General features: G+C 44.9%; 22 protein-coding genes. 6 read left to right on the top strand and 16 right to left on the bottom strand.

The annotated features are described in order from the left end of the window. Positions 1-135 precede the first annotated feature (135 nt). Positions 136-3,291, bottom strand: a complete 3,156-nt coding sequence (locus RT143_RS00620; RefSeq protein WP_313090403.1) for a DUF2339 domain-containing protein — start codon at positions 3,289-3,291, stop codon at positions 136-138. A gap of 186 nt (positions 3,292-3,477) precedes the next feature. Between RT143_RS00620 and ampD the strand changes: the two genes are divergently transcribed. Continuing rightward, a complete protein-coding gene (gene ampD, locus RT143_RS00625) occupies positions 3,478-4,077 on the top strand; it encodes a 1,6-anhydro-N-acetylmuramyl-L-alanine amidase AmpD (protein ID WP_313090405.1) in 600 nt (199 codons plus the stop codon). A 161-nt stretch (positions 4,078-4,238) separates the two neighbouring features. Beyond that, positions 4,239-5,825 carry a murein biosynthesis integral membrane protein MurJ gene (gene murJ / locus RT143_RS00630; RefSeq protein ID WP_313090406.1) on the top strand — a complete coding sequence of 529 codons (1,587 nt, stop codon included), beginning with the start codon at positions 4,239-4,241 and terminating at the stop codon, positions 5,823-5,825. A 146-nt stretch (positions 5,826-5,971) separates the two neighbouring features. Here the strand turns inward: murJ and fur are convergent, their stop codons facing one another. Beyond that, positions 5,972-6,409, bottom strand: coding sequence for a ferric iron uptake transcriptional regulator (gene fur, locus RT143_RS00635; RefSeq protein ID WP_076775118.1), 438 nt, complete (start codon positions 6,407-6,409; stop codon positions 5,972-5,974). 321 nt (positions 6,410-6,730) lie between these two features. On the opposite strand from fur, the gene RT143_RS00640 reads away from it, so the two are divergent. Further along, positions 6,731-7,114 (top strand): outer membrane protein assembly factor BamE, encoded by a 384-nt coding sequence (locus RT143_RS00640; protein ID WP_313090407.1) that lies wholly within the window; start codon positions 6,731-6,733, stop codon positions 7,112-7,114. 86 nt (positions 7,115-7,200) lie between these two features. On the opposite strand, the gene RT143_RS00645 is transcribed toward RT143_RS00640, so the two are convergent. From RT143_RS00645 to RT143_RS00670, 6 genes are all read right to left on the bottom strand, one after another. Then, positions 7,201-7,476, bottom strand: coding sequence for an RnfH family protein (locus RT143_RS00645; RefSeq protein ID WP_065262955.1), 276 nt, complete (start codon positions 7,474-7,476; stop codon positions 7,201-7,203). Further along, entirely contained in the window at positions 7,473-8,564 is a 1,092-nt protein-coding gene (locus RT143_RS00650) for a hypothetical protein (protein ID WP_313090409.1), read from the bottom strand. Before RT143_RS00650 ends, RT143_RS00645 begins: the two co-directional genes overlap by 4 nt. A 279-nt stretch (positions 8,565-8,843) precedes the next feature. Continuing rightward, positions 8,844-9,452 carry a TerD family protein gene (locus tag RT143_RS00655; RefSeq protein WP_313090411.1) on the bottom strand — a complete coding sequence of 203 codons (609 nt, stop codon included), beginning with the start codon at positions 9,450-9,452 and terminating at the stop codon, positions 8,844-8,846. Positions 9,453-9,537: 85 nt separating this feature from the next. Continuing rightward, a complete protein-coding gene (locus tag RT143_RS00660) occupies positions 9,538-10,290 on the bottom strand; it encodes a TIGR00266 family protein (RefSeq protein WP_313090413.1) in 753 nt (250 codons plus the stop codon). 193 nt (positions 10,291-10,483) lie between these two features. Then, a complete protein-coding gene (locus tag RT143_RS00665; RefSeq protein ID WP_007115783.1) occupies positions 10,484-11,059 on the bottom strand; it encodes a TerD family protein in 576 nt (191 codons plus the stop codon). A gap of 335 nt (positions 11,060-11,394) precedes the next feature. Then, positions 11,395-12,468, bottom strand: a complete 1,074-nt coding sequence (locus RT143_RS00670) for a DUF475 domain-containing protein (protein ID WP_313090415.1) — start codon at positions 12,466-12,468, stop codon at positions 11,395-11,397. Positions 12,469-12,742: 274 nt separating this feature from the next. Between RT143_RS00670 and RT143_RS00675 the strand changes: the two genes are divergently transcribed. Then, on the top strand, positions 12,743-13,654 hold the full coding sequence (locus RT143_RS00675; RefSeq protein WP_313090417.1) for a LysO family transporter: 912 nt from the start codon (positions 12,743-12,745) through the stop codon (positions 13,652-13,654). 26 nt (positions 13,655-13,680) lie between these two features. On the opposite strand, the gene RT143_RS00680 is transcribed toward RT143_RS00675, so the two are convergent. Together RT143_RS00680 and nemA are read right to left on the bottom strand one after the other, a co-directional pair. Then, positions 13,681-14,049, bottom strand: a complete 369-nt coding sequence (locus RT143_RS00680; RefSeq protein ID WP_040403396.1) for a hypothetical protein — start codon at positions 14,047-14,049, stop codon at positions 13,681-13,683. Positions 14,050-14,257: 208 nt separating this feature from the next. Continuing rightward, a complete protein-coding gene (gene nemA, locus RT143_RS00685; protein WP_313090419.1) occupies positions 14,258-15,382 on the bottom strand; it encodes an N-ethylmaleimide reductase in 1,125 nt (374 codons plus the stop codon). Positions 15,383-15,777: 395 nt separating this feature from the next. Between nemA and RT143_RS00690 the strand changes: the two genes are divergently transcribed. After that, positions 15,778-16,956 carry an iron-containing alcohol dehydrogenase gene (locus tag RT143_RS00690; protein WP_313090420.1) on the top strand — a complete coding sequence of 393 codons (1,179 nt, stop codon included), beginning with the start codon at positions 15,778-15,780 and terminating at the stop codon, positions 16,954-16,956. 62 nt (positions 16,957-17,018) lie between these two features. On the opposite strand, the gene RT143_RS00695 is transcribed toward RT143_RS00690, so the two are convergent. The 6 genes from RT143_RS00695 to RT143_RS00720 all read right to left on the bottom strand — a co-directional run bounded on the left by RT143_RS00695 (position 17,019) and on the right by RT143_RS00720 (position 24,703). After that, positions 17,019-18,527 (bottom strand): cation:proton antiporter, encoded by a 1,509-nt coding sequence (locus tag RT143_RS00695; protein ID WP_007115790.1) that lies wholly within the window; start codon positions 18,525-18,527, stop codon positions 17,019-17,021. A 170-nt stretch (positions 18,528-18,697) separates the two neighbouring features. After that, complete coding sequence (locus tag RT143_RS00700) at positions 18,698-20,365, bottom strand: GAF domain-containing hybrid sensor histidine kinase/response regulator (RefSeq protein WP_313090422.1); 1,668 nt, start codon at positions 20,363-20,365, stop codon at positions 18,698-18,700. Positions 20,366-20,410: 45 nt separating this feature from the next. Beyond that, positions 20,411-21,190: a tRNA threonylcarbamoyladenosine dehydratase gene (locus tag RT143_RS00705; protein ID WP_472796609.1), complete on the bottom strand. Its 780-nt coding sequence runs from the start codon at positions 21,188-21,190 to the stop codon at positions 20,411-20,413. Between the two features lie 29 nt (positions 21,191-21,219). Next, positions 21,220-22,146 carry a TatD family hydrolase gene (locus tag RT143_RS00710; RefSeq protein ID WP_313090426.1) on the bottom strand — a complete coding sequence of 309 codons (927 nt, stop codon included), beginning with the start codon at positions 22,144-22,146 and terminating at the stop codon, positions 21,220-21,222. A gap of 491 nt (positions 22,147-22,637) precedes the next feature. Next, positions 22,638-22,889: a hypothetical protein gene (locus tag RT143_RS00715; RefSeq protein ID WP_313090428.1), complete on the bottom strand. Its 252-nt coding sequence runs from the start codon at positions 22,887-22,889 to the stop codon at positions 22,638-22,640. A gap of 233 nt (positions 22,890-23,122) precedes the next feature. Next, the gene (locus RT143_RS00720; RefSeq protein ID WP_007115798.1) at positions 23,123-24,703 is read right to left on the bottom strand and encodes a peptide chain release factor 3; all 1,581 of its coding nucleotides are present in this window, start codon (positions 24,701-24,703) and stop codon (positions 23,123-23,125) included. Positions 24,704-24,924: 221 nt separating this feature from the next. Here RT143_RS00720 and RT143_RS00725 point away from each other — a divergent pair, with 221 nt between their 5' ends. Next, positions 24,925-26,073 (top strand): AI-2E family transporter, encoded by a 1,149-nt coding sequence (locus RT143_RS00725; protein WP_313090429.1) that lies wholly within the window; start codon positions 24,925-24,927, stop codon positions 26,071-26,073. Positions 26,074-26,292 lie beyond the last annotated feature (219 nt).

The following is a 26,292-nucleotide window of genomic DNA, read 5'->3' on the forward strand; positions in this document are numbered from 1 at the left end:
ATTTAAAGACAATTAGGCGGCAAGCCCTTGTGCATTTAGCTAAGCCCGCCTGCCGTAAATACGAAAAATAACCCACGTTATTCACGAGCTTTAGCAGGGGTCTACTTATCTTTTTTTGGCTGCATTGGGTTTGTCTTACTTAAGTTTATCTGACTTGAGTTTACCTGCCTTAGGTTTACTTGACTTAGGCGGTAAGGGTGCAAGATAGCCAATGACTAGCATCAACAAGCCTGCCCCAATGAAAGACACCACACGCAGTACCGCACTGGTATTCGACATATCAATCAATACCAACTTGGCAACCACAATGGTCAATAATGCGATACCAGCAAACCATACCAAGCGAATGGCTTTTTTGTTTGCCAAGAACATCAATACCATCGCAATGACGGTCCATAAAATAGTAAGCCCCGTCTGTACCATACTGACTGACCAAGCCCCATGTTCCCACGTCGGTGTGCCCCAAACGCTGGCAAATCCACGCACTAACATACTACTGACCGTCACGAATGCCCCTAGACCACAAGCCACCAAAACGATAGTACGATAATTGGTATCAACTTTGAGTGCCACATAAGATTGGTACATTAAAATACTGATTAAGGTCAAATCCAGCGGATTGAGCAGCGGCAGATAAACGCCCAATAGCTGACCGTCTAACGAGAAATTCGCAGATAAACTCCAAATAAAAGTTATCGGTACCAAAATATAAGCGCTGTGTTTAAGTAGCGTATCAATCTCTAACCAACCAAGCAAACGATTACCGAGCACCTGAAGTTTTGGCAGCAACAACAAACTCATCAGCCCAAGCACAGCCAGCACGGTCGGTAAAATAGTGATAATGGCTCGAAGCTCTTGGGCATGCTGCCAATAGTTAAATGGCACTTGTTGCAGCATCCAAGTTAGCATGGCAATCAGTGTCAAAAACCAAACGAGCGCGTCAACGCTTGTATCGAGTCGGTCGCGGTGCCAGCGACTAAGCAGCCACCCCCCTAGCAATTTTGCGATGGCTAAACAGCCGAGCATGGCAAGCAAATAACGCCCCAACCCGCTAAATGCTTTGATGTGATAATCGTTTAGGTCTACAACCGTCTCGACCTTAACATGGGTGAGACAGACTAGCACCCAGCTCATCATCGCGAACGGTAAAATCAAGCGGCTCACCTTACGCATACTGCGCCAAACAAAACGCTGATGCATCAGTTGCCCCACAATTAAAAATACCGCCATACCTACGGCAAGTTTGATAGTGGTGGTTTTGCCACCGTTGTTCCAAAAGGGGTCAGCGGATAAAATCGCCGACAGATACAGCACAAACCCGACAACCACAAGCGCGGTCGCAACAAAGCTGTGACTGGCATTATCAGCAATTTTTTGAACCCTTTTATGCGTCGTTTTGACTGTCGCAGGTTGAGTTTGAGGCTGAGGTTGAGGCTGGGCTTTAGCTTGGAGTGTGGCTGCCGTTTGGGATGTGGCTGCCGCGATATTGACCCTGCGGTGACGCAAAATAAAAGCAGACAGCAGCACACACGCTGTCAATACGGTCAGTGGCAAGGTGGATGAAGCCGCCACTATAGACGTTTGGTGCGGGACAGATAATTGATCCAGTAGCCCATACCAATGCCGCATGAGGGTATCAAAGCCCACCAATAACACGATACTAAAGGCTTGCAATGCCAACCCAAAATATACCGTCCAGCGTCTTTGGGTACGCGCACCGAGCCACACCAATGCAGCACCCTGTACTGCCCAACCGATACTAATCCATTTGGCTGATAGCGCCAGTGGTATCACCAAAGCCAAAAACCCACAGCCGAGCGCAAGGCTGGCTTCAATGAGCAGCTCAAAGCTGTTATCAAATTGGTTGTTGGCTTGTGGGTCACCTGCGATGCTACGGCGATGATGTTTGAGCAGCCACAATCCTAGACTCAAATAAATAGCTGATAACGCACTGCTCGCAAAGGCCAGATAATAAGGCAAATCATTGAGCAAGCTTGCCATCAGCCCAAACCCCAGTAACGCGGTGCCAAACAACAAGCCTGAATCTATCGATAGAATCGGGCGTTTGGCTACCCCAGTGTTCATTTGTAGCAGCGTTTGGTTATAACTCACGACCTGCTGAGAGTATCTAACCGCAATAAACAGATATAGCGCCATGTGCCCAACCACTAATCCCAGCAGTTGCCAGCGTAATGACAGCCAGCCTGCACCTGCACTATTGCCACTAAATGCACGAAATCCCCACACATACGCAAGCCCAAAAGTCACTGCTAGGCTGAGCGCATTGAGCAATTTCCAAGTGCGATAATGGGCAATCACCGCAACCGCTATATTGAGTAATAAATAATAACTAAATAGCATCACCACACTACCGTCAGGTCGGCTGACCAGTATCGGCGCAAAAAACGCCCCACCGAACGCCAAGACCGCAAGCGGCAGCGCATTTTGCCACACCGAAAACATCACTGTTAACCCTGCCAGTAACGCGAGCACGGCAAAGGTTAAGGTTGATGGCAGTAGTCCATACAATTTAAAACTTGCAAACACCGTCAAATAAATCACCGCAAAGCCGACACCTTGCAAGGTTAAACCGTAACTGCGTTTTTTGGCAGTGGTGCGATAACCGATTACCGTTATCACCAAGCCGCCCAACGCTACCAGCGCCATGCGCACGGGCATCGATACCTCAATATATTGGCTGGCAAGTTTGAGTAATAGCACCACGCCCACTAGCAACACCAGTGCACCGACACGCACCACCAAGTTTTCCCCAAAAAACCATTGGGTGGCACTTGCCCAAAGCGAGGTCACAACATTGGTAGCGCTTTCATCATCTCTTAAAGAATGAGAAGCATGAGATGATGGCTGTGACAAAGTGGGTTGATGCGGTGGGGCTGAGTCATTCACTGACGGCTGTGTTGCCGTTGGCGGATTTGAACTAACCGAAGCGTCAAGCGTGTTCGTCATTGGCAAAGATTCAGCCGCTGGGAGGGGGGCTAGGAGGGGCACTGGAAGGGGTGCTGGGACAGGGGCTTGACCCATGGGCTGCGTGATGGGGTCAGTAACAGGGTCAGTGACAGGCTGATTTTGGCGAATATCGCTTGCCGATTGTTGGGTAGATGATGGCTTTGCCTTGCTGCTTAGGATATACACAGTTGCCATGACGTCAGCGAGTTGTTTTTGCAGGTTGTCGAGCTTGGATTCAAGCCGGGTAATTGCTTTTTGTTGGGCAAAAATTTTACAAAGCGCCCCCACCACTGCCACTATCAACGCCGCTATAATCGTATCCATCAGATGTCCTACCCTTGTTGTCAGCTTAGCGATAGCATACCATTTTTTTGCAAAATTGCTTTTTTTTAACTGTGTCTTTCGGTTAAGGTGATGATAAGCCCATTTTATGCTAAATTAGCCACAGCATTGAGTAGCGTTTTACCAACTATTTGAAACACCATTTTGATGATTGGGCGGGGTATAGTTATGTCGGAATTTAGCATTGAGCAGGGTTTGTTAAGCCCATGCGAGTTTGTGGCGTCACCCAATTTTGGTGAGCGCCCCGACCCTAACGATATTCACCTGATTGTGATTCATAATATCAGCTTGCCGCCGAGTGAATTTGGTCTAAAAGATGACCAAGGCGAGCATTTTGTTCGTGCATTTTTTCAAAATCAGTTAGACCCCAAAGCGCATCCGTATTTTGCAACCATCTATCAGCAGCAGGTCTCCGCGCATTTGTTTATTGAGCGCGATGGTAGGGTCACGCAGTTTGTGAGCTTTGATGAGCGTGCTTGGCATGCTGGCAAATCTAGTTATTTGGGCGTGCCAAACTGCAATGACTATTCGATTGGGATTGAGCTAGAAGGTGATGATTATAGCGAGTTTGATGACAGGCAATACCAAGCGTTAAGTGGCGTGATTGCCGCGATTTATCAAGCTTATCCCAAAACCATCAATCATCTAGCCGGTCACAGCGATATCGCGCGCGGCCGCAAATCCGACCCGGGGCTGTATTTTGATTGGGTGAAATTAAGAAGCATGGTCAATAGAAACATGGTCAATAAAAATGACATCAGCCATTAGATGATTTTCCAAAATTTATCGTATTACAATTTTGTAGGATAACGATTTTGTAAGATGACAATTTTGCAAAATAACGATTTTGCAAGATAATAGTGCCCAAATCAAGCTATAAAATCCAATTAGCACACCCACTTCTCGGCAGAACTTGCAGCGATTCTTTCATGTCAAAACTTATCAAATCCACCGCTATTATTAGTTTTTTTACCTTATTTTCACGTATCTTGGGCATGATTCGCGACATGGTATTGATGAGTGTGTTTGGCACGGGGGGCATGATGGATGCGTTTTTGGTGGCATTCAAATTGCCCAATTTTTTGCGGCGGCTGTTCGCGGAAGGCGCATTTGCCCAAGCTTTTGTCCCTGTACTATCCGATTATCAACACCAAGCCCAAAATAACGACATGACCGATAGCAAAAAAGCCTTGCTTGGTATTCAAATTCTAATCAGTCGTGTGGCAGGTACGTTATTGTTGATTTTATCAGGTCTAACTGCCGTGATAGTCATCTTCGCGCCCGCCGTGATTGCTGTGTTTGCGGTCGGTTATCTGCATGAGCCTAACAAATTTTTAACGGCAGTTGAGCTGCTTCGTATCACTTTTCCTTATTTGTTATTTATCGCCATGACCGCGTTTGCTAGTAGTATTTTGCAAAGCGTGGGGCGGTTTGCCTTGCCTGCCTTTGCACCGGTGATTTTAAATGTGTGTATGATTGTGGGCGCGATTTGGGTAGCGCCGCTGCTTGCCAAGCCAATTTTGGCGGTCGGTTATGCCGTTGCGGTGGCAGGTTTGCTGCAGCTATTGATTCACTTACCGCAATTGCACAGCCATCAGCTGCTCGTGATGCCAAAGGTTAGCTTTCGTCATCCTGGCGTGCGACGGATTTTAAAACTCATGCTGCCTGCGCTGTTTGGGGTATCGGTTACCCAAATCAATATGCTGGTCAACACGGTACTGGCTTCAACCATGGTCGATGGCTCGGTCTCTTGGCTATATACCGCCGAGCGGATGAGTGAGCTGCCGCTAGGGCTGATTGGGGTGGCGATTGGCACGGTGATTTTGCCCAGTCTATCCAAAAGTATCGCAAGCGACGACCATCAACAATTTGGACATACCCTAGATTGGGCGACGCGGCTAACGGTGTTGGTCGGCGTACCTGCATCCATCGGGCTTGGTATGATTAGTAATGTGCTTATGATATCCCTGTTTGAACATGGGGAATTTGTGCGGCAAGATGCCATGATGAGTGGGCTTGCGCTACAGTGCTTAGCGGGTGGCATTTTGGCATTTATGCTGATAAAAATATTTGCCCCGGCTTTTTTTGCCCGTCATGACAGTCGCACCCCTGTCAAAGTCGGTGTGATTAGCGTGATTGCCAATGTCGTGCTAAGCCTAATACTGGCTGGGTTATTTAAAAAGTGGCAAATCGCACCCCATGCCGGACTAGGACTTGCCAATACACTGGCGTCTTTTATCAATGCGGCGCTGTTATATTTTTATTTACACACCCAAGGTATTTATCGGTTTGGTGCGGCTTGGCGACGATTAGCGGTTATCTTTGCCATCGCAAATGGGGCAATGGGATTGGCACTTGCCGCTGGTATTCATTTTTTCCCCATCACCGCGCATCAAGGTGTTCGCATTGCTGCACTATTGGCGCTGTGTGTGGTGGGCGCTGTGGTGTATGGCGCAGCGCTACTAATCGCTGGCTTTAAGCTATCAGAACTAAAGCCACATCATAGCGTTCAATAAACAATAAACAATAGACGACGGACAAAAAAAGCGGCTAAATAAAATTTATCTAGCCGCTTTTTTTAACTGAAGTTTGTAATTGAGTTTTGTGACTGATCTGTGGACTTTAGTTTTTTAACCCATTCACCCATTAAAGCGCCAAGGCATTAGCGTTTTACTGAATTTTGGCAGTCTTTATTATCACAAATTCCATATAGCACCAGCGAGTGCCCTGCTAGGGTAAAGCCAAAGTCTTTGGCGACTTTTTCTTGCAATGCTTCGATTTCTTCATTGTGAAATTCAATGATTTTGCCGCATTGGTCACATACCAAGTGGTCATGGTGCTCATCTTTGGCGATTTCAAACACCGACAAATTGTTTTCAAAATTATGACGCTCGACAATCCCCGCTTGTTCAAACTGGGTTAACACGCGGTAAACAGTCGCAAGCCCTACGTCTTCACCGTGCTCCATCAAGGCTTTATACACATCTTCTGCGCTCATGTGATGGGATTCGGCTTTTTCTAGCAATTCTAAAATTTTCAAACGCGGTAACGTGACTTTCAAACCGGCACGACGCAAATCTTGGTTGGTAAAAGACGACATACAAATCCTCGCACCTATCAGGTGTCGCTTATAAACTGAACATTATGACTATAATAACAAATTCGATAAAATCCCACAGTAAAAAAACGTGAAACCACTGGCAAAAGCGCCCGTTGACAGTTAACAGGCGAATGCAGGCTATAGACAACGTATGCCAACCACCAGAACGCCAAACACCAAAACACCGCAGTTTTTTACACCCAAACTTTAACTGTATGTAAAATAATTTAAATTTTGGGGTCAATAGGTAGGCAAAAAAAACCAAATCACGTATGATAAGTCGTAAATTTTATCGTTCACCATCTCAAAGCGGTTTGACAAATGACATCTATCACAACAGTATCAAAAAAACTGGCAGTCCTGCCTTTGGTTGCCGTAATTAGCAGCGTCACCGTATTACCAGGTTGCTCATGGTTTAGCGTGTACAAAATCGATATCCCACAAGGCAAGCCGATTCATGAAGACAAATTAAGCCAAGTGCAAGTGGGTATGAATGCCAATCAAGTGCTGTATATACTAGGTAGCCCAACTTTTAGAGACACCCTAAATCCGGTACGTTGGGATTATCTGTACGATTTTACCCCAGGTACTAACGCCAAACGCGCCAACAAGCCAGCGATTCATAACGCCCAACAATACGCCAAAATTTATTTTGACCAAAATGGTATTGTCACCCGTATCGAGCGCCCAGCGGTGACTCAGTAAATTTTTCTGATTAAAAAAGCCAATCATTGCCGTGATGCTGTGATTGGCTTTTTTTGTGCGCTACACAATAATACTGGGTCACGCCCTCATCGGTTGGATTTTTTGGACAGTAATTTGCGTTTGTTTTGCGGGTCGATGGTCAAAGGGCGATAGATTTCGATTCTATCGCCTGTGTTGATCGCACTTTGCCAGTCTAGTTTATGGGAAAACACACCGACACTATAGCTAAAAATCTGCGGATACTGCTGTTGCCAGCCTGTGGCATTGACTGCATCAATCACTCGGCTATCATCGGCGAGTTGCAGGGTTAACCGCAATTGTGTTTGGCTATCGGGCGCAAACGCTATATCTACGGTAATCATTTTGCCAATCCTAGCACCCACCCCACCATCGCCAAAATCACCGCCAATGGCACAATGATACGCACCGCAATGCGCCAAAGGTTATATAAGCCTTCTGAGCTAAAATTCAATGATTTGCGCAAATGGCTGATTTTCATTTGCCAGCCTGCAAATACGGCTAGCCATACCGCCGTGACTAAACTTATCACGATAATCAGCTGATTGAGCCAAGCGGTTGGCACCATGGCTAGCGCAAGACTAAGCACTGCCAATACCACCAATGCCAAAAAGTTAAATTGCTGTTGCTGCCAGCGTAGTGACACTTGGTGGGTCAAGATATGCAGTAAATACGCCGCGCCTGCCAACATTGCCAATCCATTCAGCACTGCCGCCATCGCGCTGTTTGGCGATAAAGTTATGGCAATCAGCGCACCCGCTAGTAACTGAAAACTCCACACCGGTAATACATACCGACTCGCGGATTCGCGTACTTGATCTGTCGCCGTAGTGTTCATCGTGAGCATTTGGTGGGTGCGCGCGTGCCAGTATAATCCTGTACCTGCGCCCACACAGACCAGCGCCAACACGACCGCCCCCGCCCACTCCGTCAAGGAGGTCGCTGTCATCTGCCACGCCACAAACCCACCTTGCATGACATTGACAACCAACGCGGCAACGGCAAAACCGACCGCCAACCAACCTGCCAAATGCTTGATAAAACTCAAACCAATCACTATCAGCACCATGATGGCTAACAAAGCAGGCAGAGCAATATTGCTCACCAGCGGATGGATAATCTCGCCACTACTCGCCAGTAAATGCCCCACAACCGCCAGCAACAGCACAATAGTCAGCCAACCAAACCCGCGCCAAACCGTTGACACGTCAGCTTCACGGGTTAGTATGGGCAGACCGACCAGCGGCGACGTACCACTACGATGCGCCAAACCAATCTCTGCAAACACCAATGGCAACCCGACCAAGGTCATCGCCACCAGCCACAACAACCAAAAATCAATCTGCCCAATGTAGTCACGGCTAAACCAAGTAAAAACCAGCAGCGGCAGCAAGCTTGCTATCAAAATCGGCTGTAAACGATTAAATGGCATGGTGTTGGATTCCTTTGTAGCGGTGGGTTGTTGTCATAAAATTATTTGAGTCAATTCGCTAAAGTGACTTAAAAAAAACGACTTTGAAAAAACTGACTGTAAAAAAATGACTGTAAAATTCAACAGTGCAAAACTAAATCGCCGCTATTTTAGCAAACCCACACCGTATGCAAAACCCACCAACGCAAAATCCACACAAACTTGTCAAAAATAGCTATCAAAATAAAAAACCCTGTATGTCACAGGGCTTTTTTTATGGCTTCAGATTAAAAAGCGCGGTTACACGTGCGGTAAAATCGCAGGCATCAAATCATGAAAGGTACGACCTGACGCGGTTTCACCAATGGCATGCATTTTCCACTCACCGTTATGGCGATAAATTTTTGCCAAAATCAGCGCGGTATGACTGCCTTGGGCTGACAAATCATAACGGGCAACTTCACTGTTATTGCTGGCATTCACCAAACGACAAAACGCATTATTGACCGTGGCAAAAGTTTGACCTGTAAAGCTATTGACAGTAAAAACCAAGGCTTGCACATGGTCAGGGATACGAGATAAATTGACATTAATCACTTCGTCGTCGCCCTCGCCAGCACCGGTGCGGTTGTCGCCTGTGTGTTGTATGCTACTGTCTTTTGACTGCAATTGTCCAAACCAAATCGCATCCACCATTTGTTTGTTGGCATCAAGCATGATACACGACGCATCCAAGTCAATGCTGCCGCCTGCGCTGCCGCCACCGCCAAACAAGCCACCCAAAAATCCACCTGATTTTTGCGGCGCAGCACCGACATCCCAACCCAGACCCATTTTGATTTGGCTGAGTGCGCCACCTGCTTCTTTTTCTAACGAGATTTTTTGACCTTTCGATAAATTCACTGCCATGTTGGTTTCCTTATTTTCTACTATATTTTTTACTATTCTATTTAGCTATGTTTTAAGCGGTTCATAAAGGCTTGGCAGAAACTGACTATAAAAAACCGCCTAAAATACCTTCATTGCCACCGCGTCCGCCTGAGTTTGACCCCAGTAAACTTTGAATCCAGCCTTGATAAGTATCACGGTTACGCGAGCAAATCACTACTTTGCCTTGACCTGAGAACTTTAGCACCATGCCTTCGCCGCTCGTGACTGAATTGATGATATTGCCCAAAAAGCCTTTTTTCTGGCTCGTTGCCATTGACAGGCTATATTGCAGTCGGCTATCCCAGCATACCACGTGACCATTATCAATAATTACATCTTTATCAGGCGTGACATCAATCTCAAACAAAGAGCCAAAGCCCGATACCACGAGCTGACCTTGACCTTGCGTTTGCATGACCATAAAGCCACCCGTATCCCCAAATACAGCGCCGCCTAAATTGCGCTGGATATTGGCACGCAAATCAACACCATGGGTGGCTGCCACAAAGGCACCGTCACTAAGGGTATACTGATTGGCGCCGACGTCCAAAATTTGCATATCGCCATCAAGTGTAGGCGCCAGTAAGCAGTCACCCTCACCATTGACCGCTTCAATTTGCTGTTGAAAAATCGACTCGTCATTGGCAAATCGGCGCATCAAAGCTTGCATGACGCCGCCACGCATTTGACCTTTGAGCTCAAGATTTGACTCCATCATGACCATGGCATTGGATTCGCAATAAATCGAATCGCCTTTTTTGAGATTACAATGCAAAAATGGCTCAATCGTCCCAATCATACTAAACGTCGCTGCCATAGGTTAATGTATCCTTATAGACTAGGTGGCAAAAATGATAATAAAAGCAGCTGCACTGAAAAAAGTGCTTAGGCTTAAAAAAACGCTCAAGCTTAAAAAGCGCTTAGGCTGAAAAAATGGTTATGCTGAAAAAAAGGGGCAAGCCGATGCCACCCCATTGTTAAAAAAATGTTAAAAAATTTTAGCCAAAAAACTAAACAGCAACGCCATATGACGCAGCCAATGGCCCTAAACCGCCAGCAAAACCTTGTCCAACCGCGCGGAATTTCCACTCGCCATTGTTCTTATAAAGCTCACCAAAAATCATCGCTGTCTCAGTGCTGCTGTCTTCTGACAAATCATAACGAGCCACTTCAGCGCCGCCTTGGGTATTGACGATACGAATATAAGCGTTTGCTACTTGACCAAAGTTTTGGTTACGCGCTTGACCTTCATAAATCACCGCACAAAATACCACTTTGCTTACATCGGCTGGGACTTTAGTTAAATCTACTTTGATGACTTCATCATCGCCATCGCCTTCACCGGTGCGGTTATCACCCGTATGCTCTACCGAGCCATCAGATGATTTTAGGTTGTTAAAGAAAATAAAATCTGCATCGGCCCGTACTTTACCCGATTCATTGACCAAAAACGCGACCGCGTCTAAGTCAAAGGCTTGCCCGTCAGTGGCACGTGGGTTCCAGCCAAGACCAACGGCCATGTTGGTTAAATTCGGTGCTTCCTTTGATAAATTAACATTACCACCTTTGGTTAAGCTAATTGCCATTGTTTTATCCTTTGTAATAAATTTTTGAAATCAAATAAGAAAATCGATGTCCGTTGTCATGCGCTGCGCCTTTCACGCTCAGACTACAAGTGCCTAGACCAAAAGTGCGCCCAGACTAAAAACGCCCAGAATAAAAGACTCAAACACCGTAAAAAATCGCCTAAAAAAACCAAACGTGAGCCGAAACCCACGTTTTAACTATACCTTTGGTGATAGAATTTGTCCACCATTCGGCTACATTAAGCTGTTATATTTATGTGTCAAAAGCTTAAGGGATATTAAGCTCAGGCCAGCATCCTAAATGCCTTTACTGTTAGGCATGAGACCCATTCTTTTTAGTGTTTCGCCAAGGCTTCTTCGCGCTTACGGTAGCTGATAGAGTTAATCACTGCCCATACGATAAAGGCGATCCCAATCAAACCCGTCACAATTTCTGGCACTTCGATATGCACGGTTGCCAATAGCATGATGACCGCCAACGCACCAATCGCATAATGCGCGCCATGTTCTAGATAAACAAACTCATCAAGCGTGCCTTTTTCTACCAAGAAAATGGTCATGGATCGCACAAACATCGCACCAATGGCAAGGCCTAGCATGATGATAATCACGTCATTGGTAATGGCAAACGCACCAATCACCCCATCAAAACTAAACGATGCATCGAGTACTTCTAGATACAAGAAACCTGCGATACCGCCTTTGGCAATCGCGCCCGCTACTTCTTTGCCTTCAATCACATTGGGGGTTGATTCATCATCATCGTCCGCCCCTTCTAAAAGGCTTGATAACACATTGGTGGCTAGATAAATCAAAATACCAAATACCCCTGCGGTTAACACCACCGATTTTTTGGCGTCTTCCACCCAATATAAGGCGGTCATTAATAGTACCAATGCCACAAACACGCTCATGGCATCGACCTTGCCAAATCGTGCCAATTTACGCTCTAGCCATTCAAACCACATCACTTCTTTTTCATCAAAGATGAAGTTTAAAAAGACGAGCAACAAGAACATCCCACCAAATGCGGCAATCTCTGCATGATGCTCCATCAGTTTGGCAGAGTATTCTTTCGGGCTGTTAAGCGCCATGTTGATGACATCCATCATGCCCATATCGGCAGTCACTGCGACGATGACAATCGGGAATACCAGACGCATACCAAATACCGCGATGAGTATACCCACAGTCAAGAAAATCATTTTCCAAAACTTATCCCACGTTTTGAGTACCGAGGCATTAACCACGGCATTGTCAAACGACAGCGAGATTTCCATCACTGCCAGAATCAAGGTGATAAATAACGCTGAAAGCATGGCACTGACACCACCATGCGAAAAACCCCACCACGCTGCAATTGCCAATGCAATCGTGGTAAAGACAATATCAAAATAAAAATGTCTCATAACAATCCTACAAATTGAAAAAATTAACGTTTTATGGAGTCATCTAACGCATAAGATGATTGGATGTGACTATCTTACACAACTATTTGTTCAATCATACTACAAATGTGTTACTAAGCAATTGATTGCACGCTTAAATCACGCATTATGGCAAATATTCGCCAACTTGATGCATTTATGGGTACAATAGCCACTTTTAATTTTTTAAACCAAGCGCTAACTGCAAAATATTGCGATTAGCCTGTGTTTAAACCCTGTCTGGAAGCGTCGCGGCATGTTAGAAAACTTTATCACCCTTGTTCTGATTCTTACCCCATTGGTGGTCGGGTTTTTGCTGCCATTACCGCAACGATTCATGCCGCTGGTAGACAAGCTACTGACCAACTTGGTGTTTGTGATTTTAACCTTTATTGGTCTTTCGTTGTCGCAGATTCCTGACTTAGGCGCGCAGATTGGGTTTATTGGCACCAATGTGGCGGTATTGGCGATTTGTACCCTAGGTGCAGGTTTTATCAGTTTGCTGATATTTGACAGGCTGCATCCTTGGCAACGAGCCCTTCCCCATGAGCATAGTCAAGCAGGTTTTAGCATCACCGGAAGCCTCGTTCAGTTGTGCTGTGTGGTGTTGGGTTTTGTACTGGGCAAATTGATGCCAATAACGGATTTGCCGATTGATGGCATCATCAAGGGCTTGTTGATTTTGCTGATTTTATTGGTGGGTTTTCAGTTGTCGCATTCAGGAATGACGTTACGGCAGGTATTGGTCAACAAACGCGGCGTACAAGCCTGTGTGATTTTTTGTCTGAGTGTGGCAGTCGGTGGTTTACTGTACGCACTGATAATGCCTGATGTGACCTTCACCCAAGGCTTAGCACTATCTTCTGGCTACGGCTGGTATTCGTTGTCGGGGATTATCATGACTGATGCGTATGGCGCCGTTTGGGGGAGTGTGGCATTGCTCAATGATTTGTTACGTGAGTTCACGGCGCTACTGTTTATCCCTATGCTGATTCGCAAATACCCAACCACGGCGGTGGGTTTGGGCGGGGTGACCACCATGGATTTTACCTTGCCGGTCATCCAAAGCTCAGGGGGAAATGAAGTGGTACCGCTTGCCATGAGCTTTGGATTTTTGGTCAATATCATCTCACCGGTGTTAATGGTGGTATTTTCAAGTTTTGGCTAATAGCACAACCCACAACCCTTATTAAATCAATACGCGCAAAACTCAACTTGTTGGTCGCCATACGGACTGCGTACTGTCACATAATGCAGACCTTTCATGCGCGTGTGAATACGATAGGTGTTGTCGTCAATCCATTGACCTCGCAGCACACCCCGTGCATCTCTAATGTGGATACCGTCTTCCATATTGGCGGCTTTCACTTCAAAATCTTGATTTTTTAGCAGATACAGGCTATAAGTTTTAGTTTTGCTAAAATCGCCTGAATAACTGGCGCAGTAGCTACCCTTTGGAAAAATAATTTTGGTAGCTGTCGCGGCAGTGGCAGTTTGGGTGGTTGCCGCTACCGATAGCATGGCTATAGCTCCAAATAAGGGGGCTGTAAAACGTCTTTTCATCTTATTCTCCTTGTCTTTGGTTGACTATTTTTTAATATGACAATTTCCTATTGCCGCTTGATTATTATTAGCAGATTTTCTAGTCACTTTCATGATAAGTTTAGTAAAAAACATTTGTTTGTTTTATCGGCACAATAAAAACCCCGCTCATGTCATCACACAATCGGGGTTTTCATATTCGCTAATACGATTATTTTCGCTAGTAGGATTATTGGGCTAACGCAGGATAATCGGTATAGCCTTCTTGGTCGCCACCATAAAAAGTGGCTGGGTTTGGTTGATTAAGCGGCGCATTTTGGTGAAAACGCTCAACCAAATCTGGATTTGCGATATAGCTGCGACCAAAAGCGACCGCATCAATTAAGCCATCACGAATTAGCGTGTCTGCTTTTTCTGCGGTATAGCCGCCAGCACCGATAAGCACGCCGTGATAAGCATCACGAATTTGGCGACGGAATTCTGCGGTAAAGGGTTTTCCACCTGCCCAGTCTGGCTCAGAAATATGTAAATAGGCTAGGTTAAAGCTATCAATCAGTTTGATGATTGCTAATGCATCGTCTTCGCTACCGGCATCCACACCATTGAATTGACCCAGTGGCGAGATACGGATACCCACTTTGTCACTGCCAATCGCGCTAGTGACTGCGGTTAGAATTTCTTTCAAAAAGCGCATACGGTTCTCTAAGCTACCACCGTATTCATCGCTGCGTTGGTTAACACTCTCATACAAGAATTGATGAATCAAATAGCCGTGTGCACCGTGGATTTCAATAACATCCATGCCCGCTTCAATCGCATTACGCGCGGCGCTGGCAAAATCATCGACGGTTTGTTTGATTTCTGCGGTGGTCATCTCACGCGCTGGCGTGGCAGTCACACGGTATACTTTGCCTTCGTCATCTCTTAACGAAGTGCGTACCGCATCACCCAAATCCACGGTTGATGCTGATACAGGCGGCTGACCTTGTGGGCGCAAGCTATAATGCGATACTACCCCTGTGTGCCATAGCTGCATAGCGATATGACCGCCTGCTTGGTGTACGCTATCAGCAATCATTTTCCAGCCTGCAATTTGTGCGTCACTAAAAACACCGGGCGCACCTGCGTAGCCTTTGGCATCGGCTGCGATATCCGTGGCTTCCGTGATAATCAAACCACTGCTAGCGCGCTGGGTATAATAGGTTGCCATGAGTGGCGTTGGCAAGCCACCAATATTTTTTGTTCCATTTGGCAAATCAGCACTACGCAGACGGGTCAATGGCGCCATAAAGACGCGGTTTGGCAAGCGCATCGCGCCTACGTTAATCGGTGATAAAAGAGCGGAGTAAGACATACATTCCTCGGGATGGTTGATTCATCTTTCGTTGAGTTATTGGACGCTGCTAGCTTCAAGTCATAACAAACTTGATAAAAAAATTGTTGCAGCATCCTTGTTTATAAGGATTTTAGACTTATATACGTTGCTATCAAACTTCGTCACAGCGTAATTTTCACAGGTTAATCTGCTGTTAGAAGCTTGAGCAAAGACTACGTTTTAGCAAGCATCTGTTTCTAAAACACATTTGTTTTTAAAAAGCTGTTGCGAGTTTTAGACAAATTATTGCAATTGCTTTCAGTATTTTATTCTATGATAGCGCTGTGTTTGAGCGTAACGTTTACTTAATAAGTGCCATGGTGCATTTTTACAAGTGGCAATGTATTAACAATAACAAATTCTTAAGGATCGGCATGAATAATTTCCAATATTACAACCCTGTGCGTATCGTATTTGGCGAAGGTCAAATCAAAGAACTCGCCAATCTTGTCCCTGATAATGCCCGCGTACTTATCACCTATGGTGGTAGCTCTGCCAAAAAAACCGGCACACTCGATGAGGTGAAAACCGCGCTACAAGGTAAACAGCGTGAAATCTTTGAATTTGGCGGTATTGAGCCAAATCCAGAATTTAATACCTTGATGAAAGCCGTCGATATGGTACATGCCAACAACATTGATTTTTTGCTCGCTGTCGGTGGTGGTTCAGTACTTGATGGCACCAAATTTGTTGCATTGACTGCCACCTTAGATGACGACAAAGACCATGAAAAAGCGTGGGAAGCATTAAAAGGATATACCCGTGATATTCAAAATGCGCTACCGCTCGGTACTGTATTGACTATTCCTGCAACAGGTTCAGAGATGAATTCAGGCGGCGTTATCAATCATAGTGAGCGTCATGCCAAATTGCCTTTTGGTAACCCGCTAGTATTCCCGCAGTTTTCGATTCTTGACCCTGCCAAAACCTTAACGCTACCTGAGCGTCAAGTGATGAATGGTGTAGGCGATGCGTTTGTGCATGTGATGGAGCAGTATCTTACTTACCCAGTCAATGCCAAAGTCCAAGATAGTTTCTCTGAAAGTCTGCTCAAAATCTTGATTGAAGAAGGCCGTGCCGTCAAAGCCAACCCTAACGACATGGAAACGCGTAAGAACATCATGTGGACAGCGACAATGGCACTCAATGGTCTCATTGGCACTGGCGTACCACAAGACTGGACCACCCATATGATTGGGCATGAACTCACGTCCCTACACGGCATTGACCACGCCCGCACCTTGACCATTGTGTTGCCTGGAGTGATGCGTGAGCTCAAAGATAGCAAAAAAGACAAGTTGCTACAGTACGCCAAAAACGTTTGGCATCTCACTGAAGGTAGCGATGAGGATAAAATCGAGCAAGCGATTGTTAACACCGAAAACTTTTTCCGCGAGCTTGGCTTACCGGTGAGATTGTCAGATGCCGACCTTGATGCGTCTGCAATCGCGCCAATTTTAAGCCAATTAGAAGAACATAATATGGTCAAACTGGGTGAACATCGTAGCAATGATTTGGCAGTGTCTGAGCGGATTTTGCGCGCAGCTATCTAATCATCTAATGCTATAAAAAAAGACCTAGCGATTGGCTAGGTCTTTTTTTGTGGTAGCAACAGTTAAAAACCATTGGGATGGGCCAATTCATCATGCCCATCTTTATCAATCACTTTTGGCAGTGGCAATGCCATACCGACACTACTAGGCGTCTCTTGAATCACCACAGGCGGCGGCTGGTAACGGGTAATGACTTCATTGCCCTGCTCATCCTCGCTGAGCACATACTGGTAGCCTTTGCGATTAAAGCGTTTAACTAGCCTTTGATACCAACCCGCAAAACCTGTCGTGGGTTCGTTGGGGTTATGATAAAACGCATTCATCACTGCAGGTAGCCCAAGACCACATACCACGCCCGACATCAATACCACGATAAAGGTATAACCCACCAAAAAGCTGCTATAAGGCTGCAATTCAGGCACGTTAGAAACCGATAAAATCAACGCCAAAGAAATCGCCCCGCGTACCCCGCCCCACGATAAAATCGTCAAACTGCCGTTATAACTGGTTTTTCGAACATCGGATAATAGGCTAAATGACGCAAAATTTGCCAAAAAACGGGATAAATGCAGACAAATAAATGCCACCACACCGCCCAAAATCAACGAGGTATTCAGCTCTAAAATAAATAGCTCCAGACCGATAAGGGTGAATAAGAATGAATTGATAATCCCCTCAATGGCGTGCCAAAAGTGATTCACATAGGTGATTTCCCCTTCGTCTAAAATCTGGTGCCAACGGTTACCAACAATCAAGCCACCGACCACACAAGCAATCGGCGCGGAAGCATGCGCATACAATGCCACCAAATACGACCCACACGCCAAAAATGCCGTAGTCAAAATCAGTGACTCCATCTCGTGTTTACCGCTTAAAATCCGCAGCGTCATCTGCCCAAAAAACCAACCAATAATCCCTGCAACTACGATTTCATACAACAATACTTCTACTGTGGTCACGATGCTAAAGCCATTACCTTGCAGACCATGCAAAATAGTCATAAATAGCGCAATACACACTGCATCATTGAACAGCGACTCACCTTCTAGCTTAATCATCAAATGGCGCGGCGCTTTGATAGAGCTAAGCACGCCTTTGATGCCAATTGGGTCAGTCGCGCCCAGTGCTGCACCCAGTAACAACAACACCGCAAACGGAATACTTGCCCCTATAAGCCACTGAAAGCCAAACATAAGGCTTGCAAAAAACAGCGCACACAGTGCCAATGCGATACTTGCCAAAATCCCAATCGGTTTCCAATAGTTTTTGAGATCGGACACCTTAAACGTCAGCGCCGATGCCGTCAAAATAAAACAAATCACCCCATTGATTAGAAAATCGTAAAAATCAATATCACGCACCGCATTTTGGATACTGGTGATATTGATGGTAATAAACTCGTTGCCATTGAGCAGGCTTGCACTCCACTGCAAAATAAAAACCAGTACCGCCGACACAATGGGCACCCCAATGGCTTGTGGAAAGTCCAAAATCCGCTTGTTAAATAGCGTGGTAATGATGGACAAGGCACAGACGGCTGCCAAAATTTGTAAAAAAATAAAATTTCCCATAGGCGTTTTTTTAGCTCTTAATTCTATAAAACACTGTCGCCAAAGCCATTTTTAGCCATGACCAAGCAAAAATACTTCAACAAAAAGAAAACCCTACCACAAACTGTGGTAGGGTTTTACCGTAAGCAATTGTTTGCGCAAATGCAAGCAAATTTTTTGATTAATATCTCTTAAACCGTGTTGGCGACATGATGCAGCCAGCGCTGAATCATCACATCGAGTGCTTCAGGCTTATAGGGCTTGGTACAGTAATCTTGCATACCCGCTTTAAGATATACTTCTTTGTCCCCATGCATGGCGTGTGCTGTCACCGCAATGATAGGCGGCAACTCATTGTACGATTGCTTGAGCATCTTGGTAGCTTCCACCCCATCCATGATGGGCATTTGATGATCCATCAAAATGATATGATATTTGCTAGGGTCAGCTTTATAAAAATTGACGGCTTCAAGCCCATCTTTGGCTCGGGTGACTTCATAGCCATATTTTTTTAGGCTTTTGACCGCGACCATGGCATTTAGCTCATTGTCTTCTGCTAGCAGAACATGGGCAGGCAGACGTTCTAGCGGTTGTATTGTGGTTTCATCATGACGTTGGTGCCACTGCTGATAGCTGATTTCATCGGTTGCTATCATTGGTAAAGTTAGGGTAAAGGTTGCGCCTTTATTTTTTTCACTGGTTACCTTAATCGTACCACCCATCCCTTCTGCCAGCGCTTTGCACACAGATAGCCCTAGCCCTGTACCACCATATACACGATGGGTAAACTTATCGGCTTGATTATACGCATCAAAAATCACTGCCAATGATTTAGGCTTGATACCAACACCTGTATCAATCACATTGAATTTGATTTGGTGCTTATCACAGCCCTTCATGGCTTGCATGGTCACTTTACCCAGTTTTGGGGTAAATTTGATGGCGTTATTGACTAGATTGATTAAAATCTGTCGCACCCGCACAGGATCAGTGTTGACATATTTGGGCAAGTTGTCAGAGTAATCGAAGACTAGCTCCACGCTGTTGTCTTTTGCAGTGGCTAAAAAGCATTGATACACGTCTTGGCATAGCTGTGCTAAATCAACCGGAATACTCTCAAAACGTATCTTACCTGATTCTACTTTGGATAAATCCAAAATATCATTGACGATGGTAAGCAGATGCTCATTGGATGTTTTAATCGATTTGATATAGTGTTGCTGCTGCGTATCGAGCGGTGTCTGCTCAAGTAATTCAAGTATGCCCATGATACCATTCATCGGCGTGCGAATTTCATGGCTCATATTAGCCAAAAATGCGGTCTTCACCTCATCAGCACGCTCAGCTTGGTAACGCTGCTGACGTAATTTTAAGGTATCACTCACCATCGCTGCCAAATCTGCTAGCACGCGTTGTTGATTGGCATCAAAATCTTGATGCGGCTGGTCGTCAATCACACACAGCGCGCCCAAAGCAAATTCCCTACCTTGACTATCGTGAACTATGATGGGTGCGCCAGCATAAAACCGAATATAAGGGTAACCGGTAACCAAAGGATTGTTTTTAAATCGCGTATCTTGGTGAGTATCGAGCGTGACAAAGGTGTCATTTTGTGTAATAGTGTAATTGCAAAAAGCAACATCACGGCTGGTTGAAGGTTCTTTTAGACCAATTCTTGACTTAAAAAACTGGATATCAGCATCCAAAAAAGTAATAGCGACAATCTTAGTACCAAAAAACGCCTTAGCCAATGCGCTAATACGCTCAAATTCGGCTTCTGTATTTGTTTGGATAATATGGTACTCATCCAATACCGCTAGACGCTGTTTTTCATTGCTTGCTATAGGATATGATATCATCTCATTAACAGCTTCCTACTACGTGATAAAATTCAAAAACTGAGGTTATTTTAACGCTTCAGCCACCAACATCATCCCCACCACTGAGGTCACGGCAACGGCTGACCCATAACCGCCACAATGCAAACCACCTGTTTGACAGGACTTATCAACAATCGGTGGCTGTGATGAGAATACACAACGAATGCCGAACTTTTCTTTCATCGCACGATTGATACCATAATCTTGGCGAAGTCGCTGTCTGACTTTAGCCAGTAGCGGATCTTGGTAAGTATCCTTAAGATCTGCCACTTGAATTTGGGTCGGATCCGTCTTGCCACCTGCCCCGCCCGCCATAATTAACTTTAATTTATTGAATCGGCAATGCAGGGCAAGCGCAAGCTTGGCATTCATATCATCGACACAGTCTAACACCACAAGCTGTTTACCTGACTGTTTAAGCTGTGATTGCAAAGCACGATTAGGCATTAATAATTGTACGTTATCTTTGCTCAAAAAATCGTCAATCAAATGTAATTTGATGTGGGGATTGATTTCTTTGATACGTGCGGCCATGGCTTCAATTTTGCTTTTACCAAAATTGCTATCGGTAGCGGGTAATTGTCGATTGACATTGGAAGCTACTAGCACATCCATGTCAATTAATGTCATCTCGCCCACACCTGTACGAGCCAGTCCCTCAGCTGCCCATGAGCCCACCCCGCCCACGCCCACCACATACGCATGCAGATTCTCAAACTTACTAAATTGCGCGGCACCATACAGCTTTTGGGTGCCAGCAAAACGGCGTTGGTATTGGGTGTCAATTAATGTCACATCAGGCATCATATCAGCTGTCATTGTCATGGTTTATCTTAATCTTGGTCAGGTTTTATGTTCAATTTGTTTGGGATAGGATACTCCCAGCTGACTTGTAGTGCAGCGCAGCTATTTTGCCACAACTGTTCGGCAAGCCGGGATTGATCTTTTTTTAATAAGTCTGATAACGCTGTCAACACGTACGGCAGATTGGCAGGTACATTACGCCTACCGTGCGTCCCATGACAGGGCAGCGGCGTAAAGTCTGGGCAGTCCGTCTCAATCACAATAGCATCAAGTCCGACAGTTTTGACAAGCTCTGTAAGGGTGTGGCGCAGTTTTTTGGCATTTGGATTGGTCACTTGCCCGGTGATGCCGATTTTAAAGCCCAGATTGACCAACGCTTTGGCTTCTTGGATACCGCCACTAAAACTATGGGCAATCCCACCTTGGGTAAATTTTTGTGCTTTTAACATCTTAATCACATCGCCATGCGCGCGGCGAATATGTAGCAGCGCAGGCAGTTGGTACTGCTTTGCCAATTCAAGTTGCTGACCAAAAAAATCCTGCTGGCGAGTATAGTTCTCTGCAGTTTTCATCGGCGCAGTAAAGGTATCAAGCCCGATTTCCCCAATCGCGATGGGTGAATATTGCTGAATAAACTGCTCTAGCCGCTGCAAATCGCTGTCTTTATGCTCAGTAATATAAAAAGGATGCAAGCCAAAGGCTAAATGTGCCAAAGGTGTGGCTTTGCCTTGCTGCCCATAGCCTTGCATTTGCTGTTGACACGCCACCATTTGTGCAAAATACTTTGCTAAGAAACCTATCAAAACCAGATGACGAACGCCGTTATCCCATGCTAACTGGGATTGCATTTCGCGGTCATGATCGAAGCTACCCACATCAAAATGGGTGTGCGTATCAATTAATGGTAATGGTAATGGTAATGGCAAATCAAACGAGCAAGCCGTGTCATTTTTCATGTCATATCATTTCAAATACTGTGGTTTGACAATGCCTTTTAGCTCGCTGTAAGGCACCGTCAATTGCGGTGCAGCCCACGCACGTCATCTATTTATCCTTTATTTGTTATCTACCCATAGGTTTACATAAAAACTTTAGCCATTGTTTTAGTTATGGTTATCCTGCTCAGTATTTTTATTGATAGGCGGCTCAACTGTGTTTTTAGCGGATAGACTTTTAGGCGACTTGGTAACTTTATCAGCCCGTGGTCTACTACGTCTAGGTAGCAGCAATAAAGCTGTGGCAGCAACCCCTAGTTTAATTACCCTCGACATTCTCATACCTTTCCTTTCCCTGCCTTAGTTTTTAAACCTTAGCTTTTAACAGTATTGCCATAAAAAAACCCATCAGTCGATACCCGTTTAATGGTGGACTAATGGGCTTTTTTCAAATGCCGTTATAGTAAATAGCTGTTATATAATAACGTAATTCGATAAGTATTCGATAACTATTAGAATTTTTTACCTAATACTTTAGCAGCTAGCTCTTTACCCATGGTAAATGCCGTAGTTTTGGCAGGTTTCTTGCCATTTGAATTTGCCGCAGCATTGTCAGCAGGTTCATTATCAACCGGTGCTGGATTATTTGCTTTGTTTTCAATGGTCGGCTGGGTTTTGTTACGACCTTTTAACATATAGTAAGCGGCACCGAGTACGCCAAGTTTAATAAGGTTTGATTTGTTTACACCATTAGGAAATTGCATAGTATCCTCACTTTTGTTGTAGTTGTTAAAATTTTAAATTAATAATTATCGCTAATGGATTTATTGTAGCCAAAACTTAAGCGTTTTACTAAAGTAATTAGGTTACCAATATTTATTATTTGCCCTCATTGGGTTATCGTTTGGTAAATTGGGTAAAATCCTTTTAAGGTTAAAAAAAAGCTGACAGGGTTTGTCAGCTTCTCTGCGGTTATGGTGATGACTGTATCAATTTATCAATGCTCACGGGTGGCGCTAAAGGTAATTTCTGGATAACGTTCTTCCATCAATTTAAGATTAACCCGGCTTGGGGCAAGATAGGTCAAATACCCACCGCCATCAACAGATAACTGGTCGTGGGCTTTTTTCTTAAACTTCTCAAACGCCACTTTGTCATCACAATGCACCCAGCGCACCGTCGCAATCGACACAGGCTCAAAGGTACATTGCACTTTATATTCTTCAAGCAGGCGATGCGCGACCACTTCAAACTGTAGCACCCCTACCGCGCCCAAAATCAAATCATTGTTGATTTGCGGCATAAATACTTGGGTGGCACCTTCTTCTGATAGCTGCTGTAGGCCTTTTTGCAGTTGCTTGGATTTTAGTGGGTCTTTGAGTACCACACGGCGAAACAATTCTGGCGCAAAGTGGGGAATGCCTGTGAAGTTTAAAGTTTCGCCTTCGGTAAAGCTATCGCCAATTTGGATGGTGCCATGATTATGTAAGCCGATGATATCGCCCGAATATGCTTCTTCCAGCGCTTCTCGGTCACCTGCCAAAAAGGTCAAGGCATCTGAAATGCGTACTTCTTTGCCCAAGCGCACATGCTTCATTTTCATGCCTTTTTCGTACTTGCCTGAACACACTCGCATAAAGGCAATACGGTCACGGTGTTTTGGATCCATGTTGGCTTGAATTTTAAAGACAAAGCCCGAGAATTTTTCTTCATCGGCTTTGACGGTGCGTTCGACTGTGTCATGGTCTTTAGGCGCTGGGGCGTATTGGGTCAGTACATCAAGCACCATGTTAATCCCGAAGTTACCCAATGCCGTACCAAACAGCACAGGCGTTTGTTTACCGGTCAAAAATTCATCGACATCCCAATCTTCATGTGCCATTTTTGCAAGCTCTAGGCTTTCTTCAAATTCACGGAAGGCAATTTCACCGATTCTCTCGCGGACATCTGGATAGTCATAGCCGTCACGGCTCTCAATCTCGACAATCTCAGTACCATGACCTTTTTGATAAAAGTAGGTTTTATCCTCGCTGATGTTGTACACCCCAACAAAATGCTGACCTGTACCAATCGGCCACGTCATCGGCACACATTGGATTTTGAGGACGTTTTCAATTTCATCAAGCAGTGATAACGGGTCACGGATTTCGCGGTCAAGCTTGTTAACAAATGAGATAATCGGCGTGTCACGCATCCGACATACTTCCATCAGCTTGATGGTTCGTTCTTCGACCCCTTTTGCCCCATCAATCACCATCAGTGCGCTGTCTACTGCGGTTAAGGTACGATAGGTATCTTCTGAAAAGTCGGCGTGACCTGGGGTGTCTAGCAGATTGACCATGTTGTCGGCATAGGGAAACTGCATCACAGAAGTGGTAATCGAGATACCACGCTCTTGCTCCATGCTCATCCAGTCAGATGTCGCGTGTTTGTCGGTTTTGCGTGATTTGACTTCACCTGCGCGCTGAATTGCTTGCCCCCACAGCAGTAATTTTTCGGTCATGGTGGTTTTACCGGCATCGGGGTGCGAGATGATAGCAAAAGTGCGGCGTTTGGCGATTTCAGAATGTAGTGACATAGTGTTTGACTTAAAAGTAGCGAGGCTTGATAACCGATAAAAGAAAGAATAAAAAAGATGGCATATTGTAGCCGATTTTACGTTTGATTGCGATTTTCACGGGTTATTATTGCGCATCGCGCGCGCGATTTTGACAAAATTTTGTCATAAATCTAATACTTTAATCACTAAAATTGTGTTAGTTTTATCTCATCTTTTTTTATCTTGTTAAGATGTTATTTATGACCGCTGAACCCCTTGGCAACAATCCTGAACCGGCACTCAACAATAAAAACAATACTTCGACCAGTGCTCATTTGGGCGATCCTTTTTTGACCAATGATCGGTTACAGTGGTCAGATATGAAAAGTTTTTTGTTAGCGATTAGCAGTGTGATTGTTGTCTGGCTGCCTGTGCTATTGCTCCACCTTACTTTAGTGCTTTTTGCTACCTTAATTACTTATGCGCTGATTCGCGGTATTGCCGGCTGGATTCATCGGCATGTCATTGCCTATATGCATAGCGCCTCGCGTCAGCAGCGTATGGGTAAAGTTGCAGAATGGTTTGCTATTGCTGTTTTGGCGACTTTGATTTCACTTACTGTGTATGTATTTGGCGATTGGATTGCTGATAAAACCAGTGTTGAGGTCTTCAACAAGCTTATTCGACAGATATTGGATATATTTGACCAGCTTCATACCCTACTACCTCCAAGTATCTCTCAGCATCTACCCATTTCAGTTAGTTCATTTCAAGCTATGCTCATGAGCACTATCAAAAGTCATGCGCCACAACTACAGCTAGTGGGTATCCATACGTTACGCGGGCTTGGTTATGTGCTAGCCGGTGTCGTGATTGGTTGTATTGTGGCCCTGCAGGTACCTGTGAATAGCGCAGCGCATAAAACCCCATTTACCCAACATTTGCGCCAAAAATTTGATGAACTTATCATGGGGTTTAATGATGTATTTTTTGCGCAAGTCAAAATCTCTAGTATCAATACCATCTTAACCTCGGTGTTTTTGCTAGGGATATTACCGCTACTCGGTCATCCGCTACCGATGGCTTGGACCGTTGTGCTTATCACCTTTTGCGCAGGACTATTTCCTGTCGTTGGTAATTTGGTCTCAAACATTGTTATCGTCTTGCTTAGCCTGACTCACGGGCTTGGCATCAGCATTTTATCGCTGGTGTGGTTGGTGAGCATTCATAAACTTGAATACTTTTTAAATGCGCAAATCATTGGTCACAAAATCCGAGCGTCTGCTTGGGAATTGTTGTTATTTATTTTGGTCCTTGAAGCGACGTTTGGGTTGGCGGGACTCATCAGTGCGCCAGTGATTTATGCCCAAATCAAACGCATTTTGGCAGATAGAGGCTGGGTTATATAAACTCCACTGGGTACAGGATTCATTAACAAATAATTTGCCCAATAAATTGAATTTTTAAATCTTATCGCCATTAATAACAGAACACGGCTTTATTGTTACACTGTTGTATGGTTGAATGATTAAAAATGTGTTTTAAAATCTATCAACTGCCAAAATTTTAATGATTGATGTTACAATTTACATTAATATTTTTTGGCGTATTTTGAGGTTTAACCAAAA

Source organism: Moraxella sp. CTOTU48268 (assembly GCF_032069585.1).
GTDB classification, from domain to species: domain Bacteria; phylum Pseudomonadota; class Gammaproteobacteria; order Pseudomonadales; family Moraxellaceae; genus Faucicola; species Faucicola cinerea.